Below are 24545 nucleotides of genomic sequence, written 5' to 3' on the forward strand. Positions count from 1 at the left end.
ATGGCTCATGAGGCAATTGACTTTGAGGTCAATTGCCTCATGGCTGGCAGCTTCTCAGTTCAGAGAGGCATAAATGATGGTGGCTGTTGTTGGATAGCCATTATTCCCATAGAGATACCTTGTTGTTGTCTGTGAGGTATTCGACCAGGTAAGCTTTACAGTTGTGGAGAAGCCGCTGGTCGCGTTCAGGCAAGCTCCAAAGACGCAGACCGCACCACCGTAGTTGTAAGCTGCGCCAGAGACACGCTCAACTCCGTTTCCGACTGGGACGGGTGATTTCCACTGGTTGGGGTGGTTATCCCAACTGGAGACGTCGTTGCCAATTACTGTGCCTCCATCCCATTGAGAAGCTATGATACGGAAATTTTGCGTCCAGCCACCGTATAAACATCGTGATTGCTGCTTGAGATAGTGGAACTCGGTCTTTATTTGGTGGCCCCAGTTCGGAGCCTGAGCATGTTGGGATATAAGGTAGCCCGATGAGTTGGTAATAGAGACGCTTCCACTAAGCGACCAGTTACCTCCCCCATTTGAGCTAATAGCTATCCCAATCGTTGAATCTGAGGTCCGTCCATATGTAAAGATTCCTGAAAGATCCTGGACGACGTGCAGTTCTCCCACGACGGTGTAGGCGTCCGTTTGGCTTACGGTATTCCAGGTGCAATACTGAATCTGACCTATGGTTGGGCTGGCAGTGGGCAGGGCGCCTGCAAGCGCTGTGGGAGCAGTCAGATGAGTATTGGAAAGCGCAGGCATTTCACGGGCGATGTTTGCATCACTGCCGTAATAGCGGGGGAAGTAATAGTCTGCGAGCAGGCTGCCACGTCCATCAGTCACCATCAGTTCGTAGTTGACGTGTCCATCCTTCGAGGCTAGGGTGGCATCAGTCCTTGCCGGAGGGGTGAGCGAAACGATGACGCGCCCCTGGGCATCAATGGTTCCTGTGCCGACGACTGGCTCCGTCGTCTGGGCGCTGGCCGCCATGTTTTGCGGGATAACCAGAACCTGGGCAATAGCCCCTTTCATTGGTTTGCCATTGCGGTCCTGAACGATGATCTGCGCCAACTGCGGGTCGCTTCCGGCGGGTATGGCAGAGATTGCTGTTGCAGCCTGAGCAGTTGCGGTCAGCGAAGCGAGGGGCAGGAAGAGCAGCAAGGCTGCGATAATACTTGCTCTCAAGAGCCGGTGACGTATGGCGCGAATACACAATCGTTGCACTGAGATGATCCTCCTTGTTTGCTCTAAGCGATTGCTATCGGTGTTCCATACCAAGCATAAGCAGGCCAATGGCTATTCGCCTCCCCTAAATAGGGTATTTGTCTCCCCTAAATAGGGTATTTTGCCCAAATCATTCTCTTACGCCCGCTTGCTCTCTCTCTCTCTCTCTCTCTCTCTCTCTCTGGGTCTTCATTATTGAGATCGATCAGTCCCAGCTTTTGCCCAACTCTGACGGCCATGAGGCGATTGTGTACACCCAGCTTGTCAAAGATCGATTTCATGTGGGTTGCGACGGTCTTGTCGCTCAGGCAGAGCGCTGCGGCTATTTCTTTGTTCGATAAGCCGCAGGCAAGCCATTGCAGGACTTGAAGTTCTCTTGGAGTGATGAAGGGGATGGTGTTCGCTGGTGTTGTGAGGGGACGGAAAACCTGTTTCATCGCTGCATCCTTTCGTGTCCATGCGGATAGGCTGTGCAGAGTCCGTTAAAGCGCCAGAGGTTCGCCGAGCGGTGGAAAGGTACCGAGCCGAGAACAGTATAGCTGAACTTTGAGGAAAACGCCAGTGTTTTTTCTAGGTATTCTTACTGGCGCTCTTTAGTAAGGAGGTAAGAGGATTGCTAGCTCTTGACAACCAGCGCCAGCCAGGCAGCGATGGGAAAAATACGCGAGGAGAGAAGAGTAGAGAGATCGCCATTAGCGTTCTCTTGGTAGCGCATGACTACGTAAACCACCAGAAAGATGAGGAAGGCACTGCTACCTAATACTAGCCACCAGATACCCACGCCACGCAGCAGATTGGCAATGCGTTGCGGCCAGGACACGGTTGCATCGCGCATCTGGCGGCGCATCGCGTACCTCTCTGCAAAGAGCAAGGCCACACAGATGACAGCAATAGCAGAGATAATGAGCAAGGTATCAGGTGGTTGAGCTGGGATTGTCGTCGGCATGAAAATACCAGCCTCTCTTAGATTCCCAGGCTATAGCTGCTTTCTACTGAAGCGAGATGAAGATTTGGATGCTTGCAGCTTGCCGAAGCTTCTGTGTGTAGTTTGCTATTGCCTGCTGGATCGCCTCCTGGTTTTGCTGTTCGCTTGCTGGCAATGATGCAATGATGTGCTGTATCATCGCTCGTTGCACGAGCGCATCGTGATAGCCGCGCAGAACCAGCGGGTTTGTTGTGAAATTTGAGGTATCAAGGCGGTTCACACACAGATATGCTTGGAAGGTGGTGTGTGCAGGGCTTGAAGTTGGTTCGCTCTGAAAACGCTGCAACTGCTGCTGGGCCTCGGCTTGTGCTTCTGCTTGGGAAACGGATATTCCTAGACGCTGGGCTTCTTGCATAAAAAGCTCAGCGTCAATGAGTTTGTCGAGCATATCCTTGCGCAGTTGGGCAGGTGTTTTCTGTAACGCAGATCTCGTGCTTGCTGGGGCATCGGCAGGAAGTTGCTGCAAAGATGCCTGATGGCTCTTGAAAGCTATGTTTACCCGCGTTTCTAAGTCAACAGCACTGATCTGATGCCCATTGACCGTCGCTACTATTGCTGGTTCACCGGCAGGGATGGCCGTCGTCTGCGCGCGAGTGTGAGGATCCAGCACTGGCGCCATCGCAGAAGCAGCTACTACTGCTGTGTCACCGCAGGCTCCATTACTGGCTGCCTCAGCAGGTGCAATTAGATGAGCGATGAGAATCCCGCTCACCAGAAGCAAGACCAGCACGCCTGTACTAACAGCAAGACGAATACGAAGCGATGAAAGCCGAATCTGCATTGCCAGGTACCTCCATCCTTGGGCAGGTCTATCGCTGCCCTCCTCAGATATTATATGCTAGGGAGCACTAAGAGCGCCAGAGTAAGGAGGTAAGAGGATTGCTAGCTCTTGACAACCAGCGTCAGGCCGCCCACGACGAGCGCCATCCCCGCCAGTTTGGGGAGGGTAATCGGTTCCTCCAGCAGGAGATTTGCCAGTACCAGGGAAATACCGGGCATCAGGAACGAATTATAGGTGGTGCGGATAGCGCCAATGCGCTTGATAAGCCAGAAGGTGAGCGCGAAGGTGACGCAGCCAGCCATAATTGCCAGATAGAGCAAGATACTGATATTAAGTGCTGTCCAATGCACCGGCTGCCCGCGCTCGAAAAGCAGGCTGGCGCTTGAGAGGATGAGGCCGCCCAACAGGAGTTCCCAGGCGGTGAGCGGCAGCAGGGGGAGATCGGCGGTGCTTTTGGCGACGCGCATTGCTGCCCCGTAAAAGATTGCTGAGCAGAGAACAGCGCCCTCGGCGGCCAGCGCCTGCCCTTCGCCGATACTCAGTTTGTCAATGAAGACCAACATGACCCCCAGCAGCCCGATCACCAAACTGAGGGGAACGCGCCAACCGCGCGCTTCGTCGCGGGCGCGGAAGCTGATCAACGCGGTGAAAATAGGGGATATGGCCCAGATGGTTGAAAGTGTGCCTGCTGGTCCGTATTGAGACGCCCAGAAAAAGCAGGCGCTGGGAATCCCGATGATGAGAAAGGCCAGCAGCAAGACGCCCGGAAAGCGTTGACGAGGAAGAAACAGGCGCTCCTGGCGAATCAGCAGGAACGCGAAGAGCAGCGCCCCAGCCAGGCAAAAACGCGCCCCGGCCAACAGAAAGGGCGGGATGCCGCTCACACCGAGCTTCACTGCCACCGAGAATGACCCCCAGATCAAGGTCATCAGGCCAAAGCCCAGGGCCGTCTGGATGGTCCAGACAGACCTGGTGGGTTGGACGGCCTGGGACGCCTGGGCGGTTTCGCTCTTTTCAGTGGTCATAGTTACTCATAACTATACCAGGCATTGGCGCCTCTTTTCATCCCATGTGTTCAGTGAGGCATATGGGCAGACTGACGCCAGGCGGCTGATGCCTGGTATGCTATACTTGAGAGGCGGCAGGAAGAGATAACTCAAGCCTGCCTGGTCCTTTGATGTCTTGCGTCCCTCAATGACTGGCCCCAACCGTGCGACTCTCGGCCCACAGCATGCAGATGTATGTCTTGCGATACGCGCCTTTGCTGGCGCGGTCCTGAGGACGGAGAGCGGCGCTGACGCTCATCCCGAAGGAGGCCCCATGAACCAGACCTGGCACGAACATGAGTTGGTATCCAACCATGCCCATTCAATGGTCCTTGCTACTCAGGGCTATGTCCTGGGGGTAGAGATTAGCAGCGCTGGGATGCAGGTATCTGTGGCTCTGGCTGATCTTCAGGGCCAGATGGTTCATCACACGCGCAAGCGGCTCAGTGCTCCGCCAGAGGGCCAGGAAGCCGTCGCGCTGCTGCAAGAAACGATTGCTGCGGTTTGCTCGCCAGAGCGGCTGAAAGGCAATCGGGTGCTGCGCTGTGGGATAGCGGTCGGCGCGCCGGTGGATGCCGCTCGTGGGCTGGTGCGCACCATGTATCGCGCGGAGGGGTGGGACCATCTGCCACTCAAAGATTTGATTGAGCAACGCTGTGGGATTCCGACGATTTTGGATAACGACGCTAACGCCGCTGCGTTGGGCGAGGCGAGCTTTGGCGCGGGCATAGGCGAGCGAAATCTGGTCTACGTGGGCCTGGGGCGTGGCATCGGCGCGGGGATTGTGATCAATGGGGCGATCTATCATGGCGCGGGGACGATGGCGGGCGAGATCGGCCATACGATTGTGAAGGAGGATGGACCGCTCTGTCCGTGTGGTCGGCGGGGACACCTGGAGGGCATTGCTTCGGCACAGGCCATTGTCCGCACGATGATAGGTATCTCGGTGGAGTATCCGCAGACGGAAGAGGCGATTCGGCGGGTCACTGGAGGCCGGGCAGAAGCCATGACCGTCGATCAGGTGTTTCGGATTGCGGCTGAGGGTGATTCGATAGCGCAAAAGGTGATTGACGAGGCGCTGCATTACCTCTCCCTGAGCCTGGCTAACCTCGTGAATATGCTGGACCCTGGCGTGATTATCATTGGTGGGGCGGTGGCGCTGGCTGGTGATCTGTTATTTGAGCCGCTGCGCCAGATGGTCCCTCCGCTTTGCCTGCGCGCTTCCACCGAGCCGGTGCGGATCGTTCCGTCTGCGCTTGGCAGCGATGCCTCGCTGAAAGGCGCGGTGGCTCTGGCGCTTCAGGATGTCTGAGGGGAAAGCCTCACCCAAAAAACAGAGAGATAGAAGCAGAGAAGGCAGAGCGCCAGGGGTATCTCTGGCGCTCTGCCTTTTTGGTGTTATGGTGTTATGGATGACCTCTCGACAAGAGGGGATCACTATGCTAGACTGGACGCGCTCAGACTGAGCAGCTACTGTCGCTGTATTTTCAGAGGGAGGGCGGCCCGCATGTCCAACTGGGAGCAAGAGTTGGAGACACTCCTGAACCGACTGGGTGTGCGATGGGAACCCCTGCCTCCCGATGAACCAGGAGTTGATGGGGCTGAAGCTGATCTGGCTGATACTGCTGAGGTGGACCCGCTCATGGATGCTGATCTGGAGGATGAGGATTGGGAGACGTTGGAAGATGATGATCTCGATCAGGTAAGCGTCGTGCGCCGTGAGATGCAGGCAACCATCGGGCGTGTGGTGCGGATGGTACGCAGCGGGCGGCTGGATAGCGTGCTTAAAGACGATGTGCTCTTTGTCCTGCGTGCGCTTTGTCGCTCGCGCCCACAGCCAGATGAAGGCGAGAGCGAGGAAGAGGCACAGCTTGCGACGGCTGCGGCCATTCTCCATTTCTGCCGGATTGTGCTGCGCCTGACGCATGCTCTGGCGCAGCAGTAGCGGCTGCGCAGCCGTTTGGCTTCCGCGCGCAGGTTCCCCGGCTGGTCGTTTCTAACCAAACGCGCTATACTATGCAATGGACCAGCACTCGCGGTTCATGATAGCGCGCTATACCTCGTTTCTGGACCCTTTTCTGGCTGGTCGGTAGCAATGGCACAGCCTTCTCTGCGCCTGCGCTGCCAGCAACTTTTGCGCCAGAAAGGATGTGCTGCTCTTGGCTCTCCGCAAGTATTCGGTTGATCTTGCCCTCTGCTTTGTTGTGATTATCTGGTCCGTTTCCCCCGCGCTCTTCAAAATTGCTCTGGAGGAGCTGGACCCGTTTGCCTTTGTCTATGCGCGCTTCCTGCTGATTACTGCGCTGGCGCTGCTGCTGCTCTGGCGACATGGGCGGCGTGGCGGGCGCGCCTGGCGCTTCGAGCGTCGTGATATACTCCCGCTGGTGGTCTCTGGTCTGACCGGCTATGGCATTTATCAACTCTTCTATTTTGTGGGATTGAGCCTGACCACTGCATTTGGCTCGATCTTGCTGACGGCAACCGTTCCGCTTTTTTCGGTGATTTTGCTGGCCCTTTTTCGTACCGAACGAGTGAGTCTGGTACAATGGTCCGGGGTGCTGCTGGCTTTTGCCGGTGTAGCGTTCTTTCTTCTGGCGGCTGGCGGGAACCTTCAGCACGAGGGGGTGGATCGCCATGTGACCCCAACCACGATGATTCTTGGCGATCTGTTGACCCTGGTGGCGGCGCTCTCCTTTGCATTCTACGGTATCACTAACAAAAAGCTGGGGACGCGCTTTTCTCAGGCTGAACTGATGTGCTATACGCTGGTTGTAGGAACGCTGGCATTGGCCCCCGTTGGTGTGCCAGCGTTGTTTCATCAACATTGGTCGCTGGTAACGTGGCGCTCCTGGGCAGTGGTAGGCTATGGGGTCGTCTTCCCGGTTTATGTCAGTTATTCCATCTGGAACTGGGCTATTATCCGGCGCGGCGTTGGCTACGTTACGCTGTATAACTATCCTACGCCTGTGCTTGGTGGCGCCGTGGCTTTCTTGCTGCTTGGTGAAGGGTTCTCGGCGGGTCAATTGCTGGGCGCCGCTGTGGTGTTGGCAGGGCTGCTGCTGGCGCGGCGCGGTATAGCCTCGGAGGCAAAGAAAGAACAGGCGGCTGCCGCCAATGGTCCTTCAGAGAGCCTGGAGGCTGTGGTAGTGGGCGCGCCTGCCCAGGAGAAGCAGCAGTAGTTAGGAAGCTGGTTTATTGGCAAGCGCCGACCGGAGCGCAGCCAGCAAAGCCTGATCCTGCTCTGGCAGGACGGTGCGCGGGTCCAGCAGCAGCCGGTCCCGTAAGATGCGGGCAACAACCGGCGGTTCGCCAGCCCGCAGCCTGGATGCCAGCGCGTCCAGAGGCGAGCGCGGGTGTTCCTGGCCTTCCGCGCTGTTCCGGCTCTCCTCGCTTTTCGCGCTGTTTGCGTTGATTGCTAGCAGTGCCGTGGGCAGGGTTTCGTCAGGCAGAGAGCCGCCGCCAATGGTTGACTGGCCTTCCACGACTTCCGCGCGGATGCCCCAGTTACGAAGCTGCGCCATCCACTGGCGAGCGCGCTGGTCGAGCGTTTCCGGGGTCGCCGCGATCATGCGCCAGATGGGAATGCGCTCTGGCGCTTCATGCCGCTGATAGTGGCGCAGCGTAGTTTCCAGTCCGGCCAGGGTCAGCTTATCAATGCGAATGGCGCGCATCAGCGGGTGTCTGGCGATACGGCTGATAAGCTCGCGCTTTCCCAGGATGATGCCAGCCTGGGGGCCGCCGAGCAGCTTATCACCCGAAAAACAGACGATATCGGCTCCGGCGGCAATGCTTTCCTGGGGTGTCGGTTCATGGGCCAGGCCAAAGCGGGCGCTATCGAGCAGGCAACCGCTTCCCAGGTCTGCCACCGCCAATAAGCCCCGGCTGTGCGCTAACTCTGCCAGCGCCTCCAGCGAGACGGACTCGGTGAAGCCGGTTATCAGAAAGTTGCTGGGATGCACCTGGAGCAGCAGAGCGGTTTCTGTGGTGATGGCCGTCTCATAATCGGGCAGGCGCGTGCGATTGGTGGTTCCCACTTCTACCAGGCGCGCGCCGCTCTGGCGCAGCACGTCGGGGACGCGAAATCCGCCGCCGATCTCTACAAGCTGCCCGCGCGAGATAATCACTTCGCGCCCGACGGCCAGGGCGCTGAGGACGACGAGCACGGCTGCGGCGTTGTTGTTCGCCACAAGCGCGTCTTCGGCCCCGGTCAGTTCACAGAGCAGCGCGCGCACATGGGTATGGCGCGAGCCGCGTTCTCCTTGCCCCAGGTCATACTCAAGATTTGCGTAGCCCAGGGCCACACTTCCTATAGCCTGGAGACTTTCCTGGCTGAGCGGAGCGCGCCCCAGATTCGTATTGATGATCACGCCGGTAGCGTTTATCACCGGGCGCAGGCTGGGGCGCTGGCGCTGCTGGAACAGCGCGTAGACGCGCGCTGCAATGTCTGCCAGAGGTGGGCTGGTCTGGCCGGAGCGAATCTGCTCACGAATAGACCAGAGCGTCTCGCGGGCGCACTCCACGAGCAGCGAGTGTGCGCTGGTGGTAGCGATAGAGGCCAGTTGGCTCTGGCGCAGTAACTCATCGACAGAGGGAAGCTGGCGTAACTGCTGCTGTGTCTCAGATGGTGTCACGCGGAAGCAACCTCACCCATCATGTGAAGCAATAGGAGACGTTCACAGTGAGATGTCTATTTCATGAAAGATGGTAATACCCAGCACATCGGCGACTTTATGCAGCACGCCTTGCAGATCATCATCACTGAGCTTGCAGATAAAATGTTGATCGGGCAGCGCGGCGCGCAAGACCGGATAGGCCAGTTCGGTCTTAATCAGGCTATCGGTATCAAGCTGCGGATAATGGCGTTTTAGCAGCAGGTAGTGATAGGGGCGCAGCTTGCCACGGTAGCTGGTCACGGCCAGCACGTTGACCGCGCCGGAGTGACGGCAGAACGGCGGACTGGAGATCACCAGCGCCGGGTGCCAATCAAGAATCCGCCGCTCCTCAACACCAGGCGGGAGCGGTGGATACGTGAAATTGACCCAATACAGTCCACCGAACTCTACCTGATTATGGAAGGTGAGTCCGTCGGGTTCTAAAAAGGGATGTGGCATGGACGAGCTATCGCCTACTCCTTGTAATCTTCGGGATCAAAGATAGCCAGCGTGTTGAGGGTGGCCGCCAACATTGGCTGGCAGGCTCGCACCAGATGCAGGCGCTCTTCACGCTCCTCCGGGTCTTCGTTGAGCAGTGCTTCGACCACCTCCGCTTCATAGAGCTTGCGCCGTTCCAGCAAAAGGCTTCGGCGATCTGACTGAATGTAAGCGTTCATGAATTCCCTCCTTTGCATCGGACACGAGCGGCTTTCAGGGTTCACCGATCCGTTATCAGTGTGCCAGCGCCTGAAGCCATTCTCTCTGCCCGCCTGCCACGCTGAACCAACTTCTCCCATATGCCCCAATTATAGTCGTTGTTCGGGGCGTTATCAAGCGCCAGGACACCGCGCTCACTTTCGAGCGAGCGCAATGATCTCCACGAGGATCACGGCCAGCGCAATCAGGATAATGTCTGCCCAGAACCAGGCTCCCAATGCTCTCAGCGCCAGATTTGCGATGATAGCGAGGGCTACCAACGCTCCCTGGCGGAGCGCGTGTCGCAAGCTGTGCTGCGCATACCATTTCGAGCGTACCAGCTGCCGTCCTAGAAACTGGGCTATTGGGGTGAAGGTTGCCGTCAAGGCGATGAACAAGAGAAGCAGGAAGAGGAGACGCGGCGCGGCGCCAGCGGGAGATACCAGTTTTCCGAACAGTCCCAGGCCGAGCCAGGCGACCAGCGCCACCGCCGCCATGGTCAGTATTGGGTGGCGGATTGTCATCCCGCGTCCTCCTGCTTAACTCTTGTAGATGGAGAAAGGCTTGTCATCGGTGTAGAGGATGGCTGCGTCGCGGCGGCGCGCCTCCTGGGTGCCATCGGAGAAGTGTTTTTGCCAGAGATCAGGCGCGTCTTTGCTCTCACCGCCATGCGGCGTCAGCCTGGAACGCACCCGGCACAGCACAGGGGTATTGACCGCGCCGCCTGCCACGATGACTTGCCCTTTGGAGAGCGCAGGCAGGTTGCCGAGCAGATCGCGCCCGACGCCCTCGATAGCAGTGGCTACACTGTGCTGATCGACCTCGTTGACGATGCGCATGATGCACTGGGTAAGGCACTGGCTGAGGACATCGGCGTCGAGTTTGCCAGGGCGCTGGCTGATGAGGCCAACCCCAATGCCAAACTTGCGCCCTTCTGACAGGATTTGTTTGAGAATGCCGGTGGTGATGACATCGCCGCCCGCCGGGGCGAAGTGGTGTGCCTCCTCCAGCAAGAGAAAAACCGGATAGGGCAGGTGCGACTCATCCCCAGCGTGAACTTTGCCGCGCTCGGTATCCATGCGGGCTTTGTTGAGACGGCGCAGCAGCGTGGCGACGATAACTTGCTGATCGCGGTCATCAATTTCGTTGAGTTGCAGGACGGTGCATTGCCCTGGCCTGAAGATTTCGCCCAGGTCCAGGTGCTGGAAGTCGTCAAACACGAAGGTGTTTTCCTGCAAGCGGCTGGTGATCTTCCAGCGCAGCGCGCCGATGGTGCTGGAGTTATCTTGCTCTTCTTCGGCGTCTTCTTTGCCTGCCTCGCTGACGGCGCGCTTCAAGTCTTCAGCCGTCCACGGCTTGCCCTTGCTGCCGCGAGTGACTCTGCCGTAGGCCCGACCCAGGAGGTAATGCTGCTTTTCGGTGAGGTCTGGTAAGAGGTAACGCAGATCGCCGAGCATGAGCGAGGAGATGCGCACTTTCACCTGATCGTGTTGGTAGACCTGAACCCTGGCCTGGTAGGCGTTGCGCCCGCTGCCCGCGCGAAACTCTGGAAGGTTAGCGATCTGGTCGAGGGTGTTGTATTCGCCGTGAGGGTCTACAATCAGCACGCAGGCTTTGTTATTTGGCTGCATCAGTTCTTCGATGATGACGCTGGCAAGATAACTTTTGCCTGAGCCGGTGCTGGCGATGATTGCCAGGTGGGTGCTGACCAGTTCTTTGACATCAAGCACAACGGGTACCGCGCCGTCCTGACGGGTGAGCAGCGACCCAATCCGCGCCGCGCCGATGGCAGCAGGCTGGCGCTTGCTGAGGACGCGGGCGAGCAGCGCGTTATCTGCAAGATAAATGGGACGGCCCGATGGGGGGGGAATCCAGGGATTGACAAAGCTGCCGAGCGTTTCATCGTAATAGCCCATAATAGCGACGTGTAGCTCGAAGAGTTCGTTGGCGGCGTCATCATAGCCGACCATTGCGGCTACCTGGCTGGGCGGAATCTCCGGCTCGGCCAGGAAGGTGTCTGGATATAACTGTACCGGCACGCGCTTGAGGATGCGCCCCAGTATCTGGCGCGTGGCGCTGGCGCTGGCGCTGCTTCCATTTTCGGCATTGCCCAGGGAGAGTTCATAATAGACATACTCACCGTTTTTAAGAGCCTGCTCGCGGTCACGCGAGATAAAAGTGTATTGATGAATCTGTTCGCCGGGGCCTTTGGTGATGCCGACGGGCCTTGGCGTTTCCTGAGCATGACTCCCCGCTGCAACAGGCTGCGCGGAGACTGAACGAGAGCCTTCCAGGCGTTCGGGCATGGTTTCTTGCCTTCCTTAGATGCTATCTAAGATGCTATGGGTGCTAGATAAGATGCCACATATAATACAGTTTGGGATGCTGTGCATGCTCCAAACTGATGGAGAGTGGGATCGCTGATTCAGCACTATGGATCAGGGCAGGCGCATCCGGGGACGGCTTATCCCGTCGTCTCTACTTTCAGCTTCCAGGCAAAGTTGCTCTTGACAATATTCAGCAGGGCGCGGTTTTGCGGGAAAAGCTGCTCAAGCTGCTCGACAATGCGCAGCGTAACCTGGGGCAGCAGGCTGTTGCGCTGCGCGATCAGATGGGGCAGATAGCCCATATGCAGATAGGGTTCGGCGCCGCCAGGCTCGCCCCCATCGGCGAAGAAATGGAAGGCGCGAATCTGCCCAGCTTCGATAGTCTCGACCTCGCAGCCCAATTCAAGCGCCACCGGGGGTACGCCGTGAGTAACACGCCAGTGTGCGGAGGCATGATCTCTGCGCTCCATCAAGCCCAGGACGCTGAAATAGACGAGCATGGCCCGCTCGGAAAGGTAATCGGGCGAGAAGATTTCGATCTGCTCGGCGTTGGAGAGGCGTGGCCCCAACGTTCCGAAGGCTGGATTGAGCAAAATGGTATCGTAGATGATGCCGATGGCCCATATTTCGCCCGCCTGTTCGGTTGAACGATTTCCTCCAGCGGCGCGACCATTTGCGCCTGCTGCCTGCGTGGCCGCTGACCCATTGCGCACCGCCGCGCGCACAAACTGCCCAAAGGCGCAATCGGTGGGACCAGGCTGGACCTCCACTTCCCCCGCGCTGTAGACCTGGCAGGCATAGGTGATATGTGAGTCCGACTTGACGACTTTGCCGATAATCACGGCCCGCCTCCTCCTTCTGACTCCGGCTGATAGGCGCAATTCCTTTGTTTGCTATTATATCATGTTGCTTTGCTTGATCTGGTTTCTCAAGAGTCCTGTAAGAAGCCCTCGCTTGCAGGCGGTAAACCCATTGCCTCTTCTGGCTGCATTTGTTACAATGGGGCTGGTAATGGTCCAGTCAGCGTCGCTAAAAGAGAAGCGGCTTGCCATCTCTTCCATTCTCCCGTATTATGGAAGGAGAGAGGTAAACTACCGGACCATCAGGCGCCTGCGGACTGCTCTGCGAAGGGGACGGGATCTGCAATGTCACGAGTGTATGCGATTGTGAACCAAAAAGGCGGGGTCGGCAAGACGACTACCGCCATTAATCTGGCTACCTATCTGGCTGAGGCTGGTCGGCGCGTCTTGCTGGTGGACATTGATCCACAGTCCAGCACGACCAGCGGTATCGGCGCGGGCAAGAACCGCGAGACGGCTTCGATCTATGAGGTGTTGGTAAAGCAGGATGTGTCGCTGAATGATGTGGTCGTCAACACTGCACGGCCAGCCCTGCGCCTGGCCCCCAGTACGCAAGACCTGGCGGCGGCTGAGATCGAACTGGTTGATCTGCCGGAGCGCGAGTATCGTTTGCGCACGGCGCTGGAAAGCGCCCGCAAGCACCATGATTATGTCTTGATTGATTGCCCCCCTTCGCTTGGCCTGCTGACCGTTAACGCGCTGGTTGCAGCCGATGGCGTGGTGATTCCCTTGCAATGCGAGTATCTGGCCCTGGAGGGGCTAAGCCAGTTGTTGAATACGGTCAAACGGGTGCGTGCCAAGCTCAACCCCAATCTCTATATTGCTGGCGTGGTCTTGACGATGTACGACGCGCGAACGAAACTGGCCGGAGAGGTAGTTCGGGAAGTTCGCTCGCATTTTCCCAAAGAGGTCTTCCAGACGATCATTACTCGGAATGTCCGGCTCAGTGAGGCGCCAAGCTATGGTCAGTCTATTCTGGATTATGATCCAACCTCGCCAGGGGCGCTGGCGTATCGCGCTCTGGCCGAGGAGGTGATGAGTCGTGGCTAAGCCTCGCTTTGGATTGGGACGCGGCCTCGATGCGCTGATTCCTGGGGCGAGCGTTGATTCTGAGTTGTCCATTCCACCCACGCCGATCCCCCAGGCGGCCCCGTTGGAAGCGCCGATTGACTCCATTCGGCCCAATCCATCCCAGCCGCGCGGCTTGATCGTACCAGATGAAGCCCTTGAGGAGCTGGCTGCTTCCATCAGAGAGCATGGGGTGATTCAACCGCTGGTGGTGACTGAGCTTTCGCCAGATGAACACTTTCCGCAGCGAGGCGCCGAGGAGGTTATTCGCTATCAATTGATCGCCGGTGAGCGCCGCTGGCGGGCGGCCAGGCTGGCTGGCTTGACGAAGATACCAGTCATTATCAGGGAAGCCACGCCCCAGCAAATGCTGGAACTGGCGCTGATCGAAAATATCCAGCGCGCTGATCTGAACCCTATCGAAGAGGCGCTGGCCTATCAAACACTGGTGGATGACTATGGACTGACCCAGGATGAGGTGGGAAAGCAGGTTGGCAAGAGCCGCGAAGCCATCGCTAACGCGATCAGGCTGCTTGGTTTGCCGGTTGCGGCTCGCCAGAAGTTGGCAACCCGCAGCCAGGAGTTTACAGCGGGCCACGCGCGAGCGGTGCTGCGCATTGAAAACGAAGACGCCCAGCGGCACGCCATTCAACAAATTGTGGCGCAAGGAATGAGCGTCCGTGAGGCTGAAGACCTGGCGCGGCGGCTGATCGAGGTATCTGTCCAGCATCAGCCGCAGCCCCAGCCGCAGGCTCAGCCGCAGGCCAATGAAGAGTATTTTAATCTGACCCGCACGCTGGAGACAGAGTTTATCCGCGCGCTGGCCCTCAAGGTGCAACTCAGGCGCAACGCAAAGGATAGGGGATCGCTGACAATTTTTTTCAATAATGAGGAAGAACTTCAGAAACTCTACGAGATACTGGTTGCTCGTCAGGATGCGCACTAAGAGAAAACAGCAAAGAGCGGAGCGGGCGCGGAAAAAATGCGCCCGCTCCGCTTTGTCCTGACCAGGCAGCGCCCGAACCGATCCCGCGAACTAGCCTTCGATAATATCAATCGAGGTGAGCCTGTCGCCTGGCTGGCGGTCCCGCTGTGGATCGCGCTCGCGGAGGGCCTTGGCGACGTTCATGCCACCGACGACCCGCCCAAAGACGGCGTGCTTTCCGTTCAGATGAGGGGTCGGCCCGTAGGTGATGAAAAACTGCGAACCATTGGTGTTTGGTCCGGCGTTTGCCATTGAGAGGATGCCTTCGCTGTCATGCTTGAGCGCCAGGCCGCCCGGCTCGTCGGCAAAACGGTAGCCGGGGCCGCCAGTTCCGGTGCCGGTGGGGTCGCCGCCCTGGGCCATGAACCCTCCGATAACGCGGTGAAAGGTGGTTCCGTTGTAGAAGCCTTCGCGCGCCAGGAAGACAAAGTTGTTGACCGTCTGCGGCGCCTGGGCCGCAAACAAATCGATCTGGATGTCGCCTTTATCGGTGTGCATGATCGCCCGGTACTTTTTCGCGGGGTCGATCTGCAAATCCGGCGCTTTGTTATATTGCCTGGGCATACCTACCTCGTTTCTGCTTCAATACTCTGTACAATCAACCATATGATGGTTCTATGGCCTGCTACGGCTTTGGCGTTGGCGTTGGTGTCAACGCTGGCGTGGGTGATGGTGTCGTTGTCGGCCCGGGAGTTGGCGTCGGTGTTGGTGGGATTGGTACGGCCATCGTCAGCACGCGAATCATCTTATCCCCCGCGTTGATGTTGATGGCGGTATCAATGCCCTTCACCAGATGTCCAAAGAGGCTATACTTGTGTTCAGAAAGCGCTTTGGAGTTGTCGGCGGTGTCAATGAAGAACTGGCTGCCGTTTGTATTAGCGCCACTATTTGCCATTGCGACTGTGCCAAGCACGTAGCCCTCTTTTTGGCTCAGTTCGTCGTTGAATTGATAGCCAGGGCCACCGTCAGGGCTGGCGTCTGGGGAGCCGCTCTGAATCACGGCAATCTGTGAAACAGATCCGTCTGGTTGAGTCTGGCCCTTGCGTAACACACGATGGAAGGTGAGGCCATCATAGTAATGATGGTCTGCCAGGTAGATGAAGTTATTGACGGTGTTGGGAGCTAGCCGGGGGTCCAGTTCCAGCAGCATAAAGCCTTTGGTGGTGCTGATACCGACACAGTAGAGCTTGTTCTTGTCAATAGTCATTTTGGGCGCTGCGCTGTACGCCCGATTGATATTGGCGCTGTCGGGGATCGCGGCGGTGGTGTTCAGGTACTGGGCCACGCCCTGGCAGGGAGATGCCGCTGCCTCGGCGGGAAGGGCCGGATAGACGCGCGGGGCTGGTGGTTTAGGCGCAAAAATCCAGACCTGCCTGGCATAGAGTGTGTAGCCAGTCGTACCAAGAATAATGAAGAACAGGAGGATAAATGCTACGGGGTACCTGGCAAAAATATTCGAGTGTTCTTGGGTTGTTCGACGCCTGGTGGCCGGGCGTCGTCGGACGATGGTCCCCTCCTGCTGCGTTGTATGGGCGCGCTGCACCCGCGCCGCGCGTCGCGCGGCGGTGCGCTTATCGGTTGTTTTGGGCATGAAGCGTCTATTTCCTCTCGTCTTCCCAACGTGCGGGTGATGCGTTCGGCGCGCCCGGCAGGTTTTGCGGTCACGGCGCGCATGCCATATAATACCCTTTGGGATACTGCCGGTCAAGGCAATGGGGAGACTTGTGGCTCCTCTTATTAAAGATATAACGAACAACATACCACAAATAGCTTCAAGAGTATATGAACGAGAAGATTCAGGCAACGCTCAATTCGCTCCCGACACGCCCTGGCATCTATCTTTTTAAGGATGAGGCCGGAAAGCTGCTCTATGTCGGCAAAGCAACATCGCTGCATCAGCGCGTGCGCTCGTACTTTGCCGAGAGCGCCGATCTCAGCCCTAAAAATCGCAGTATGGTGGCTAAGATTGCGGACATCGAGTTTATTGTCGTGGGCAGCGAGGTCGAGGCGCTGATCCTTGAATGCAACTTTATCAAGCAGTATCGCCCCAAATACAATGTCCTGCTGCGTGATGATAAAAACTATCCCTATATCAAGGTATCGCTGACGGAGGATTTTCCGCGCGTCTATCGGGTGCGCGCGTTTCATCAGGATGGCAACCGCTATTTTGGTCCCTACCCCAGCGCGGGGGCCGTTGATGCCACGCTGGACCTGCTGAATAAGCTCTTTGCCTACCGCACCTGCCGTTATGACGCTGCGACCTGGGCGCCTCCGCGCAATCAGGAGCCTCCGGCGGGCTGGAAGCCAAAATATCTGGCGCGCCCCTGCACCCAGTATTATATTCACCGCTGCGGCGCGCCCTGCGTGGGCAAGGTGTCTCGCCAGGAGTACGATGGGGTTATCCGCCAGGTGCTGCTCTTTCTGGAAGGCAAGCACGAGCAGGTGTTGGATGATCTGAAGAAGCAAATGGAATTGGCTGCCGAGAACCTGGAGTTCGAGCGGGCGGCGGCGCTGCGTGATCGGGTGCGCGCGGTGGAACAGGTGCTGGAGAAGCAGAAAATTATTACGACTACCGGCCCCGGCGATCAGGATGTGGTCGCGTTGGCGGGGGCGGATGACGAGACGTGCGCGCTGGTCTTCTTTTTCCGGGGCGGCAAGCTGGTGGGGCGCGAGTATTACCTCTTGCAGGGAACCCGCGATACGAGCGCGAGCGAGGTGATGGCATCGTTCCTCCAGCAGTTTTATGATGTCGCCCAGCATGTGCCCCACGAATTGATCCTGGAACATGAGCCAGACGATCTGGCTGCGCTGAATGACTGGCTGCGCCAGAAACGCGGCGCGGCAGTTGCCATTACTGCCCCCAGGCGTGGGGATAAGAAGCGGCTGGTGGAGATGGTGGCTCAGAACGCCCAGGAGATTTTGGAGCAGCAGCGCATCAAGTGGCTTTCTGATAGTCAGAAAACGGCGCTGGCGCTGGAAGAGATTCAGCAGGCGCTCAACCTGCCTGCGCCTCCGCATCGCATCGAATGCTACGACATCTCAAATATCCAGGGCGCGTCTTCGGTTGGGGCGATGATTGTCTTTGAGAATGGGCGACCCAAGACCAGCGATTACCGCCGCTTCCGTATCAAGACGGTGGAGGGCGCTAACGATTACGCCAGCCATCAAGAGCTGCTGCGTCGGCGCTTCAAGCGCGGGCTGCCGAAAGCCGGGCAAGTTCAGGACACGGAAGAGGCCGCGCTGGCAGAAACTGCTGTGGCCGCCGAACTGGCTCAAGAGTATGGAGGGGATGGCCTGGAGCGGCCTGAGCAGGTTGCTGAGGCAGGCGCTGCCGATATGATCAGCGCCGACGCTACTCAGCCCGCTGCCCTGGATTCCTGGGCCGCCATGCCTGATCTGCTGCTGATCGATGGGGGTAAGGGGCATGTGGGCGCTGCGATGGCGGTCTTGCAGGAGTTGGGGATTGATGTTTCGCTGGCCGGGGTAGCAAAAGAGGACCACAGCAGCATCAGCCAGTACGAGGAACTCTGGCTGCCTTTTGCTGGCGAGCCGCTGATTCTGCCTCGTGGCTCGCAGGGCCTCTATCTGATTCAGCGTATCCGCGATGAGGCGCACCGCTTTGCGATTACCTATCATCGCCAGGTGCGTTCGGGCAAGACGTTCAAGTCGCTGCTCGATGAGGTGCCTGGCATCGGTCCCAAGCGCAAGAAAATCTTGCTGCGCCATTATGGTTCGGCGCGGGCGATCAGCCAGGCCAGCGTTGATGAACTGGCGGCGCTCGATGGGATGACCCGCGATGCCGCCGAGCGCGTAAAAGAGTTTATCGGGGCGCGCCACGGCGCTGAGTGATCGCCCCTCAACAAGCTGTGCTTAGCACAGGCATTGGAGTTTGCGAATGCCAAATCCCAAGAAAGGGCTGGCGGCAGGTGTCCCCGCCCCCGATTTTCGTTTGCTTCCGGCGCTGGGTGAAGAGTTGGTCAGCCTTTCGGACTATCGCGGCCAATGGGTCGTGCTGCTCTTCTTTCGGGGCTTGATCTGACCCAATTGCCGCAGGCATTGGGCGCAGTTGCGCTCCGAATCCACAAAGCTCACCGATCAGGGCGCTGTCATTCTCGGCGTGGTCGGGGATACGCGCAAAGCGATGGCAGCATACCTGGAACAAAACCCGCTGCCCTTTCCGATGCTGATTGATGAAGATCGCCAGGTGATGAAGCGGTTCGAAGTCTACAATCGCCTCAATTGGGACGCCTATCGCCTGGCCCATCCCAGCGCGTTCTTGATTGACCCGAAGGGACAGATACGCTATTCCTTTGTGGCCTCAAATCAAAAGGACTGGCCGCGCACGCAACTGCTGGCGGATGAACTGGCGCGGCTGCGTGAGGCAGAGCGAGAGATTGTCTCAGAGGGTGAAGCAGCCCAGGAGTAGCATCGAGCGGGCTTTAAGAATCTCTTTGAGCAGCGGCCCTGCTGGTTGCTGCCTTGCTGTTGTGCTATAATATCAGGCAGGGAACACGAGGGATGATTACGTGTTCGCCTCTGGTTCTGTTCCAGAAAAGCTGGCAGGCGCTAAGGCGGCGCTTTAGCGATCTGCCGTGACGCTCAATCCTGATCAGGGAGGCTGATCGAAGATGCCGACGTATGAATATTTGTGCCGCCACTGTGGACACCGTTTTGAAGCCTGGCAACATATGACCGATGATCCTCTGACCGTCTGTCCAGCGTGTGGCGCTGAGATTCATCGCGTTCTCTATCCTGCCGGTATTGTCTTTAAGGGGTCGGGGTTCTATAAAACCGATAATGGCTCCAGCGGCAAAAGTGAAAAAAGCAGTTCGCCAGCCAGCAAAAGCGAATCAGGGGATAAGAACGCGTCTGGCGAGAGTAATCCTGCGGCAGAGAGCAGCAAGAGCAAGAGCGATAGCTCCGGCAGCACGCCCTCGCCTACGACTGCGGCTGCCGACTGAGGAAACCTTGTTTTTTCTTCTTTCTTCTTCTGGTTGTGGTTGCTGAATAGCATGCGCGTAGTCATTCAACGTGTCAGCCGGGCAGAGGTGCGTGTAGAAGATGCGCCAGTGGGTAGCATTGGGCCAGGATTGCTGGTGCTGCTTGGTGTAGGACAGAATGATAGCCCTGAAGAAGCCCGGCTGCTGGCTGAGAAAATCGTCCAGCTTCGTATTTTCGGCGACACTGAGGGAAAGTTCAATCTTTCGGTACGAGATGTCGGTGGAAGCGTGCTGGTCGTCTCACAATTTACGCTCTTTGCAGATACGCGCCGAGGGCGTCGCCCTAGCTTCATCAACGCCGCGCCTCCTGAGCTTGCCGCGCCGCTGGTCGAGCGGTTCATGGACGCCGTTCGCGCCAGCGGGGTAACGGTTGCCGGTGGGCGCTTTGGGGCGCACATGGAGGTTGAACTGGTCAACGATGGCCCGGTGACGATCATGCTCGATAGCCAGGATTGGCAGCGCAGCAGAAGATCGTCATCAAGCGGGCTGCCATCAAACTCTTGAAAAACCAGCGGAGATATGGTATAGTCTTATGGCAATCGCAATAACATACCCGTGAACGGACTCACCATGTGGGCAATTGCAGAAGATGCGATGCGACGAACAGGAGTAGTAGGTCAAACCTTTTCAGAGAGTGAGCCGGTTGGTGCAAGGCTCACACTATCTGACCGAACTCGCCTGGGAGCAGTGTTGGTGAACCAAGTAGCCACGCCGGATAGCCCCCGATAGCGGGCTGATGAGCGGGCAGCCGCTCGGTGGAACCGATGCCGACGCGCAGCGAAGCAGCACAGGGTTCGATAGGGGCCTGTGGCGCAGCTGGGAGCGCGTCTCAATGGCATTGAGAAGGTCAGGGGTTCGAGTCCCCTCAGGTCCACCATCTTTTGCTGAATGTCGGCTGGTGTGGCCGAGCGCTGCCAACGCGGGTGGTACCACGAAGCAACCCTTCGTCCCGGTGTCTGGGATGAAGGGTTTTTGTTTTGAGGGTAGGAGCGGGCCAATCGGTTTTTTCTGCTGTATCTCTATGCGGAGAGGAGGCCACGATGATTACGCGCACGAAGTACAAGCCTGCCGAGATTGAGAAGAAGTGGCAGGAACAATGGGAAACTGAGGGCATCTATTATGCGCCCGATAATTCGCCAAAGGAGAAATATTATAATCTGGCGATGCTCCCCTATCCATCGGGTGATCTGCATATCGGCCACTGGTATCATTATACGGGCGCTGATACACACGGGCGCTTTATGCGCATGCGCGGCTGGAACGTTTCGCAGCCAATGGGCTTTGACGCCTTTGGTCTGCCCGCCGAAAACGCGGCGATCAAAAACAAGACCCAGCCGCGCATCTGGACGCTGGAAAACATTGCGAAGATGCAGAAGCAGTTCCGACGGATGGGAGCCGGATGGGACTGGCCCCGCGAGATCATTAGCTGCCTGCCCGATTATTACAAGTGGACCGAATGGCTGTTCCTGCAATTTTATAAAGCTGGGCTGGCCTATCGGACCAAGGCTCCGGCCAACTGGTGTCCCTCCTGTAACACGACGCTGGCGAATGAGCAGGTGGTGAATGGGGCATGCGAGCGCTGCGGCACGCCGGTGATTCGCAAGGAGATCGATCAATGGTTGTTCCGCATCACCAACTATGCGGATGAACTGCTGGATTTCTCCGCGCTGGATTGGCCGGAAAAAACGGTGACGATGCAGCGTAACTGGATTGGCCGCAGCGAAGGCGCTGAAATCCGTTTTGTAGCCGAGATTGGCAGTGAGCGTGTGGAGGTTCCGGTTTTCACGACGCGCCCAGACACGATCTTTGGCGTGACCTTCTTTGTGCTGGCCCCGGAGCATCCGCTGGTGGAGCGCATCACGACGCCAGAGCAGCGCGTGGCAGTTGAGACATACATCGATCAGGCGCGGCGCGAAACCGAGATCGAACGCATGAGTACGGAGAAGGAGAAAACGGGTGTTTTCACCGGCGCGTACATCATCAATCCAGTCAGCGGCGAGCGCGTGCCGGTCTGGATCGCCGATTATGTGCTGATGGGCTATGGCACAGGCGCGGTGATGGGTGTGCCTGCGCATGACCAGCGCGACTTTGAGTTTGCGCGCAAGTTTGGCTTGCCCATCCGTCAGGTCATCTGCCCGCCGGATGAGGAGCCGAGCGACCCGGCCACCTGGAACGAGGCAAAATCACACTACGGGGTGATGATTAACTCCGGGCCGTTCGATGGCACACCGCCGGAAGAGGCGATCAGGGCGATCACACGCTCCTGTGAGGAGCGTGGCATCGGCAAGTACGCGGTCAGTTATCGGCTGCGCGACTGGCTGGTAGGCCGTCAGCGTTACTGGGGCGCGCCCATTCCGATCATCTACTGTCCACAGGATGGGATGGTCCCTGTGCCGGAGGAAGACCTGCCGGTGCTGCTGCCCGATGAGGTTCAGTATCGGCAATCTGCTGAGTCGCCGCTGCGCTATGACAGCGCGTTCTTGAATACAACGTGTCCGATCTGTGGCGGACCCGCTACGCGGGAAACCGATACGCTGGATACCTTCCTGTGTTCCTCGTGGTATTTCCTGCGCTATATGGACGCCAACAATGATCGGGAGGCGTGGGATCAGGAAAAGATTGCCAGATGGCTGCCGGTGGATATGTATACTGGCGGCGCTGAGCATGCGGTGATGCACCTGCTGTATGCGCGCTTCTTTGTCAAGGCGCTGCGCGATATGGGCTTGCTGCATTTCAGCGAGCCGTTTATGCGCCTGTATCATCAGGGAACGGTATTGGGGCCGGATGGGCAGAAGATGTCGAAATCACGCGGCAACGTGATCGCGCCGGATGATGTGGTGGATACCTATGGTGCGGATGCGCTGCGCTGCTACCTGATGTTTATAGGGCCGTTCGACCAGGGCGGTACCTCGAATATTCAGGGCATCGAGGGTACCTGGCGCTATCTGAACCGGGTTTGGAATCTGGCGCAGGATGCTGCTGAGGCGTTCAGCGGCGCGCCAATACCGGATACGGAGATTGGCCGCGAGATCAGGCGCACGACGCACAAGTTTATCAAGCGCATCACGGCAGAGTACGAGGGGCTGCGCTTCAATACCGCGCTGGCTGGGCTGATGGAGTTCACCAACGCGCTGATGAAGGCCCGCGAGACGGAAGCGGTTCGCACCGCTGAATATCGCCAGGCGGTTCAACTGCTGCTGACGATGCTGGCCCCGCTGGCTCCGCACATTACGGAAGAACTGTGGCAGAGCATGGGGCATGGTGGGAGCATCCATACGCATCCCTGGCCGTCCTTTGACGAGGCGCTGACGCAAGATGCGGTCGTCACTGTCGTGGTGCAGGTCAATGGCAAGGTGCGCGACAAGCTGGAGGTTGCCGCAGAGGCCAGCGAGGATGAAGTGCGCTTGCTGGCGCTGGCGAGCGAGCGTGTCAAGAAGCTGCTGGGAGGCAAAGAACCAGAGAAGGTGATCTATGTGCCCGGCAAGCTGATAAATCTGGTTGGGTAACTGCTCCTTCTTCTTCATTCAAGAGGGAACCTGTCCAAAAGGACAGGAAGAAAACTGGCCCGTCGTACAAGGCGTCGGGCCAGTCCTTTTGCCATCATCTATCGCGTCAGGATGTTAGCTGGTCAGGATGTAGCTGCCCAACGTAGAAGAATGTAGAGCAGAAAAGCAGGGACGACACCCTGGCTGATGAAGGATGCTCTGTCCATCTACGCTCTGTCTGGGCGGGCGCGCATAGCAAGAGCCAGACGCCTTGCGCCTGTTGGCCGCTTTTGTTAAGATAGGGCGCAAGCAGCCAGGGAAGGCTTGCTGCGATTCTCCTCAAAACGTCACCAGAAATTTTGCAGAGAAGGAGCGATCTTATGTCCGATTCCCAGGAACAGTCTACGGCGGCTGAAAGCACTGCGGTGGCGGAGCCTCCAAGAAAGCCCACCTATCAGGGACCGATGTTCCGGCGAGTCATCGAACGTTCTATTGATAGCCAGAACTGGCTCGAAGGCTTTGGCGATGGCACGCAAAAGTTTATTGGCTGGACCTTGAGGGTTGGTGGGCCGCCAATGCGCTGGCTCAAGAACCTTTCTCATGGCACATCGCTCGGCCATCCCTTGCATCCGGCGCTAACGGATATTCCAGTTGGAGCCTGGCTGGGGACATTGGTGCTGGATATTATCTGGCTTGCCACGAACCGATCTTCCGGGACGGCTACGGCCTCTAACATCCTGCTGATTGTAGGTCTGGTTGGGGCTGTCTTGTCGGTCCTGAGCGGCACGATTGATTGGAACGATACCTATGGCAGCGAGCGGCGGGTTGGTATCGCGCATGGGATTGTGAATACCATTGCCACCCTGGTGTATGTGGTTGCGCTGGTGCTGCGGCTGACTGGTAATCAATTTTCAGGATTTATCCTTTCTACTATCGGGTTGGTGATCCTGCTGCTGGGCGCTTATCTGGGCGGCGAGATGGTTTTTGGGAAGGGAACGCAGGTCAATCATACGGCCTGGCAGGAAAGCCCGGAAGATTTTGTCGCGGTGGCTCAAGAGGCTGCTGTCGGGGAGGGGAAGCTGGTACGCGCGCAGGCCAACGGCATGCCGGTGCTGCTGGTGCGCTTGCAGGGGACGATCTACGCCATTGCCGCCACCTGCACACACGCAGGCGGGCCGCTGGATGAGGGCACGTTGGAAGGGGATGTGGTGGTGTGTCCCTGGCATGGCTCACGCTTCCGCGTGCGCGATGGCGAGGTACGTGGTGGGCCAGCGACCTTCCCACAGGCGCGTTTCGAGACGCGGGTGCGCGATGGGCAGGTTGAGGTGCGCCGCGCGTGAGCTTCTTCGGCGCTGTCCACAGCGCCATCTCAGGCTTTTTTTCTGTTCTTCTCCAGGTATCGAGTGGCGAGCAACACGCGGGTAAGCGCATTGCTCGCCGCT

24 protein-coding genes and 1 tRNA gene are annotated in these 24545 nt (G+C 58.0%); 12 read left to right on the forward strand and 13 right to left on the reverse strand.

The features are described from left to right. Nucleotides 1-54: 54 nt before the first annotated feature. The 5 genes from VH599_11180 to VH599_11200 form a co-directional block, all read right to left on the reverse strand. Nucleotides 55-1218 carry a hypothetical protein gene (locus VH599_11180; protein HEY7348863.1) on the reverse strand — a complete coding sequence of 388 codons (1164 nt, stop codon included), beginning with the start codon at nt 1216-1218 and terminating at the stop codon, nt 55-57. A 107-nt stretch (nt 1219-1325) separates the two neighbouring features. Beyond that, nucleotides 1326-1655: a response regulator transcription factor gene (locus tag VH599_11185; GenBank protein ID HEY7348864.1), complete on the reverse strand. Its 330-nt coding sequence runs from the start codon at nt 1653-1655 to the stop codon at nt 1326-1328. A gap of 179 nt (nt 1656-1834) precedes the next feature. Further along, nucleotides 1835-2164: a hypothetical protein gene (locus VH599_11190; protein HEY7348865.1), complete on the reverse strand. Its 330-nt coding sequence runs from the start codon at nt 2162-2164 to the stop codon at nt 1835-1837. Nucleotides 2165-2207: 43 nt separating this feature from the next. Next, nucleotides 2208-2984 carry a SurA N-terminal domain-containing protein gene (locus tag VH599_11195; protein HEY7348866.1) on the reverse strand — a complete coding sequence of 259 codons (777 nt, stop codon included), beginning with the start codon at nt 2982-2984 and terminating at the stop codon, nt 2208-2210. A gap of 101 nt (nt 2985-3085) precedes the next feature. Further along, nucleotides 3086-4009 (reverse strand): DMT family transporter, encoded by a 924-nt coding sequence (locus VH599_11200; GenBank protein ID HEY7348867.1) that lies wholly within the window; start codon nt 4007-4009, stop codon nt 3086-3088. A gap of 295 nt (nt 4010-4304) precedes the next feature. Here VH599_11200 and VH599_11205 point away from each other — a divergent pair, with 295 nt between their 5' ends. From VH599_11205 to VH599_11215, 3 genes are all read left to right on the forward strand, one after another. Then, on the forward strand, nt 4305-5342 hold the full coding sequence (locus VH599_11205) for an ROK family protein (protein ID HEY7348868.1): 1038 nt from the start codon (nt 4305-4307) through the stop codon (nt 5340-5342). A 195-nt stretch (nt 5343-5537) separates the two neighbouring features. Further along, nucleotides 5538-5975: a hypothetical protein gene (locus VH599_11210; protein ID HEY7348869.1), complete on the forward strand. Its 438-nt coding sequence runs from the start codon at nt 5538-5540 to the stop codon at nt 5973-5975. A 214-nt stretch (nt 5976-6189) separates the two neighbouring features. Continuing rightward, nucleotides 6190-7209: a DMT family transporter gene (locus VH599_11215; protein ID HEY7348870.1), complete on the forward strand. Its 1020-nt coding sequence runs from the start codon at nt 6190-6192 to the stop codon at nt 7207-7209. On the opposite strand, the gene selA is transcribed toward VH599_11215, so the two are convergent. The 6 genes from selA to VH599_11245 form a co-directional block, all read right to left on the reverse strand. Next, the gene (gene selA, locus VH599_11220; GenBank protein HEY7348871.1) at nt 7210-8661 is read right to left on the reverse strand and encodes an L-seryl-tRNA(Sec) selenium transferase; all 1452 of its coding nucleotides are present in this window, start codon (nt 8659-8661) and stop codon (nt 7210-7212) included. Between the two features lie 42 nt (nt 8662-8703). Continuing rightward, on the reverse strand, nt 8704-9141 hold the full coding sequence (locus tag VH599_11225) for a type II toxin-antitoxin system PemK/MazF family toxin (protein HEY7348872.1): 438 nt from the start codon (nt 9139-9141) through the stop codon (nt 8704-8706). 14 nt (nt 9142-9155) lie between these two features. Continuing rightward, complete coding sequence (locus VH599_11230; GenBank protein ID HEY7348873.1) at nt 9156-9359, reverse strand: hypothetical protein; 204 nt, start codon at nt 9357-9359, stop codon at nt 9156-9158. Between the two features lie 174 nt (nt 9360-9533). Beyond that, on the reverse strand, nt 9534-9902 hold the full coding sequence (locus VH599_11235) for a hypothetical protein (GenBank protein HEY7348874.1): 369 nt from the start codon (nt 9900-9902) through the stop codon (nt 9534-9536). A 15-nt stretch (nt 9903-9917) separates the two neighbouring features. Further along, a complete protein-coding gene (locus tag VH599_11240; GenBank protein ID HEY7348875.1) occupies nt 9918-11684 on the reverse strand; it encodes an ATP-binding protein in 1767 nt (588 codons plus the stop codon). A 158-nt stretch (nt 11685-11842) separates the two neighbouring features. Further along, entirely contained in the window at nt 11843-12547 is a 705-nt protein-coding gene (locus VH599_11245) for a hypothetical protein (GenBank protein ID HEY7348876.1), read from the reverse strand. A gap of 303 nt (nt 12548-12850) precedes the next feature. Here VH599_11245 and VH599_11250 point away from each other — a divergent pair, with 303 nt between their 5' ends. Together VH599_11250 and VH599_11255 are read left to right on the forward strand one after the other, a co-directional pair. Continuing rightward, complete coding sequence (locus tag VH599_11250) at nt 12851-13615, forward strand: AAA family ATPase (GenBank protein HEY7348877.1); 765 nt, start codon at nt 12851-12853, stop codon at nt 13613-13615. Beyond that, a complete protein-coding gene (locus VH599_11255; protein HEY7348878.1) occupies nt 13608-14579 on the forward strand; it encodes a ParB/RepB/Spo0J family partition protein in 972 nt (323 codons plus the stop codon). The genes VH599_11250 and VH599_11255 overlap by 8 nt, the downstream gene beginning before the upstream one ends. A gap of 90 nt (nt 14580-14669) precedes the next feature. Here the strand turns inward: VH599_11255 and VH599_11260 are convergent, their stop codons facing one another. Both VH599_11260 and VH599_11265 read right to left on the reverse strand, forming a co-directional pair. Next, on the reverse strand, nt 14670-15182 hold the full coding sequence (locus VH599_11260; protein HEY7348879.1) for a peptidylprolyl isomerase: 513 nt from the start codon (nt 15180-15182) through the stop codon (nt 14670-14672). 61 nt (nt 15183-15243) lie between these two features. Then, a complete protein-coding gene (locus VH599_11265; GenBank protein ID HEY7348880.1) occupies nt 15244-16209 on the reverse strand; it encodes a peptidylprolyl isomerase in 966 nt (321 codons plus the stop codon). Between the two features lie 191 nt (nt 16210-16400). On the opposite strand from VH599_11265, the gene uvrC reads away from it, so the two are divergent. The 7 genes from uvrC (at nt 16401) to VH599_11300 (ending at nt 24443) form a co-directional block, all read left to right on the forward strand. Then, entirely contained in the window at nt 16401-18467 is a 2067-nt protein-coding gene (uvrC, locus tag VH599_11270; GenBank protein HEY7348881.1) for an excinuclease ABC subunit UvrC, read from the forward strand. A gap of 46 nt (nt 18468-18513) precedes the next feature. Continuing rightward, nucleotides 18514-19044, forward strand: coding sequence for a peroxiredoxin family protein (locus tag VH599_11275; GenBank protein ID HEY7348882.1), 531 nt, complete (start codon nt 18514-18516; stop codon nt 19042-19044). A 202-nt stretch (nt 19045-19246) separates the two neighbouring features. After that, nucleotides 19247-19579, forward strand: coding sequence for an FmdB family zinc ribbon protein (locus VH599_11280; GenBank protein ID HEY7348883.1), 333 nt, complete (start codon nt 19247-19249; stop codon nt 19577-19579). Between the two features lie 51 nt (nt 19580-19630). Then, a complete protein-coding gene (gene dtd / locus VH599_11285; GenBank protein HEY7348884.1) occupies nt 19631-20122 on the forward strand; it encodes a D-aminoacyl-tRNA deacylase in 492 nt (163 codons plus the stop codon). Between the two features lie 297 nt (nt 20123-20419). Further along, nucleotides 20420-20495: transfer RNA gene (locus VH599_11290), tRNA-Ala, on the forward strand. A 163-nt stretch (nt 20496-20658) separates the two neighbouring features. Further along, the gene (gene leuS, locus VH599_11295) at nt 20659-23124 is read left to right on the forward strand and encodes a leucine--tRNA ligase (GenBank protein HEY7348885.1); all 2466 of its coding nucleotides are present in this window, start codon (nt 20659-20661) and stop codon (nt 23122-23124) included. A gap of 359 nt (nt 23125-23483) precedes the next feature. Then, nucleotides 23484-24443, forward strand: coding sequence for a Rieske 2Fe-2S domain-containing protein (locus VH599_11300; protein ID HEY7348886.1), 960 nt, complete (start codon nt 23484-23486; stop codon nt 24441-24443). The last annotated feature ends 102 nt before the right edge of the window (nt 24444-24545 follow it).

This window comes from Ktedonobacterales bacterium (assembly GCA_036557285.1).
In the GTDB taxonomy this organism is placed as follows: domain Bacteria; phylum Chloroflexota; class Ktedonobacteria; order Ktedonobacterales; family DATBGS01; genus DATBHW01.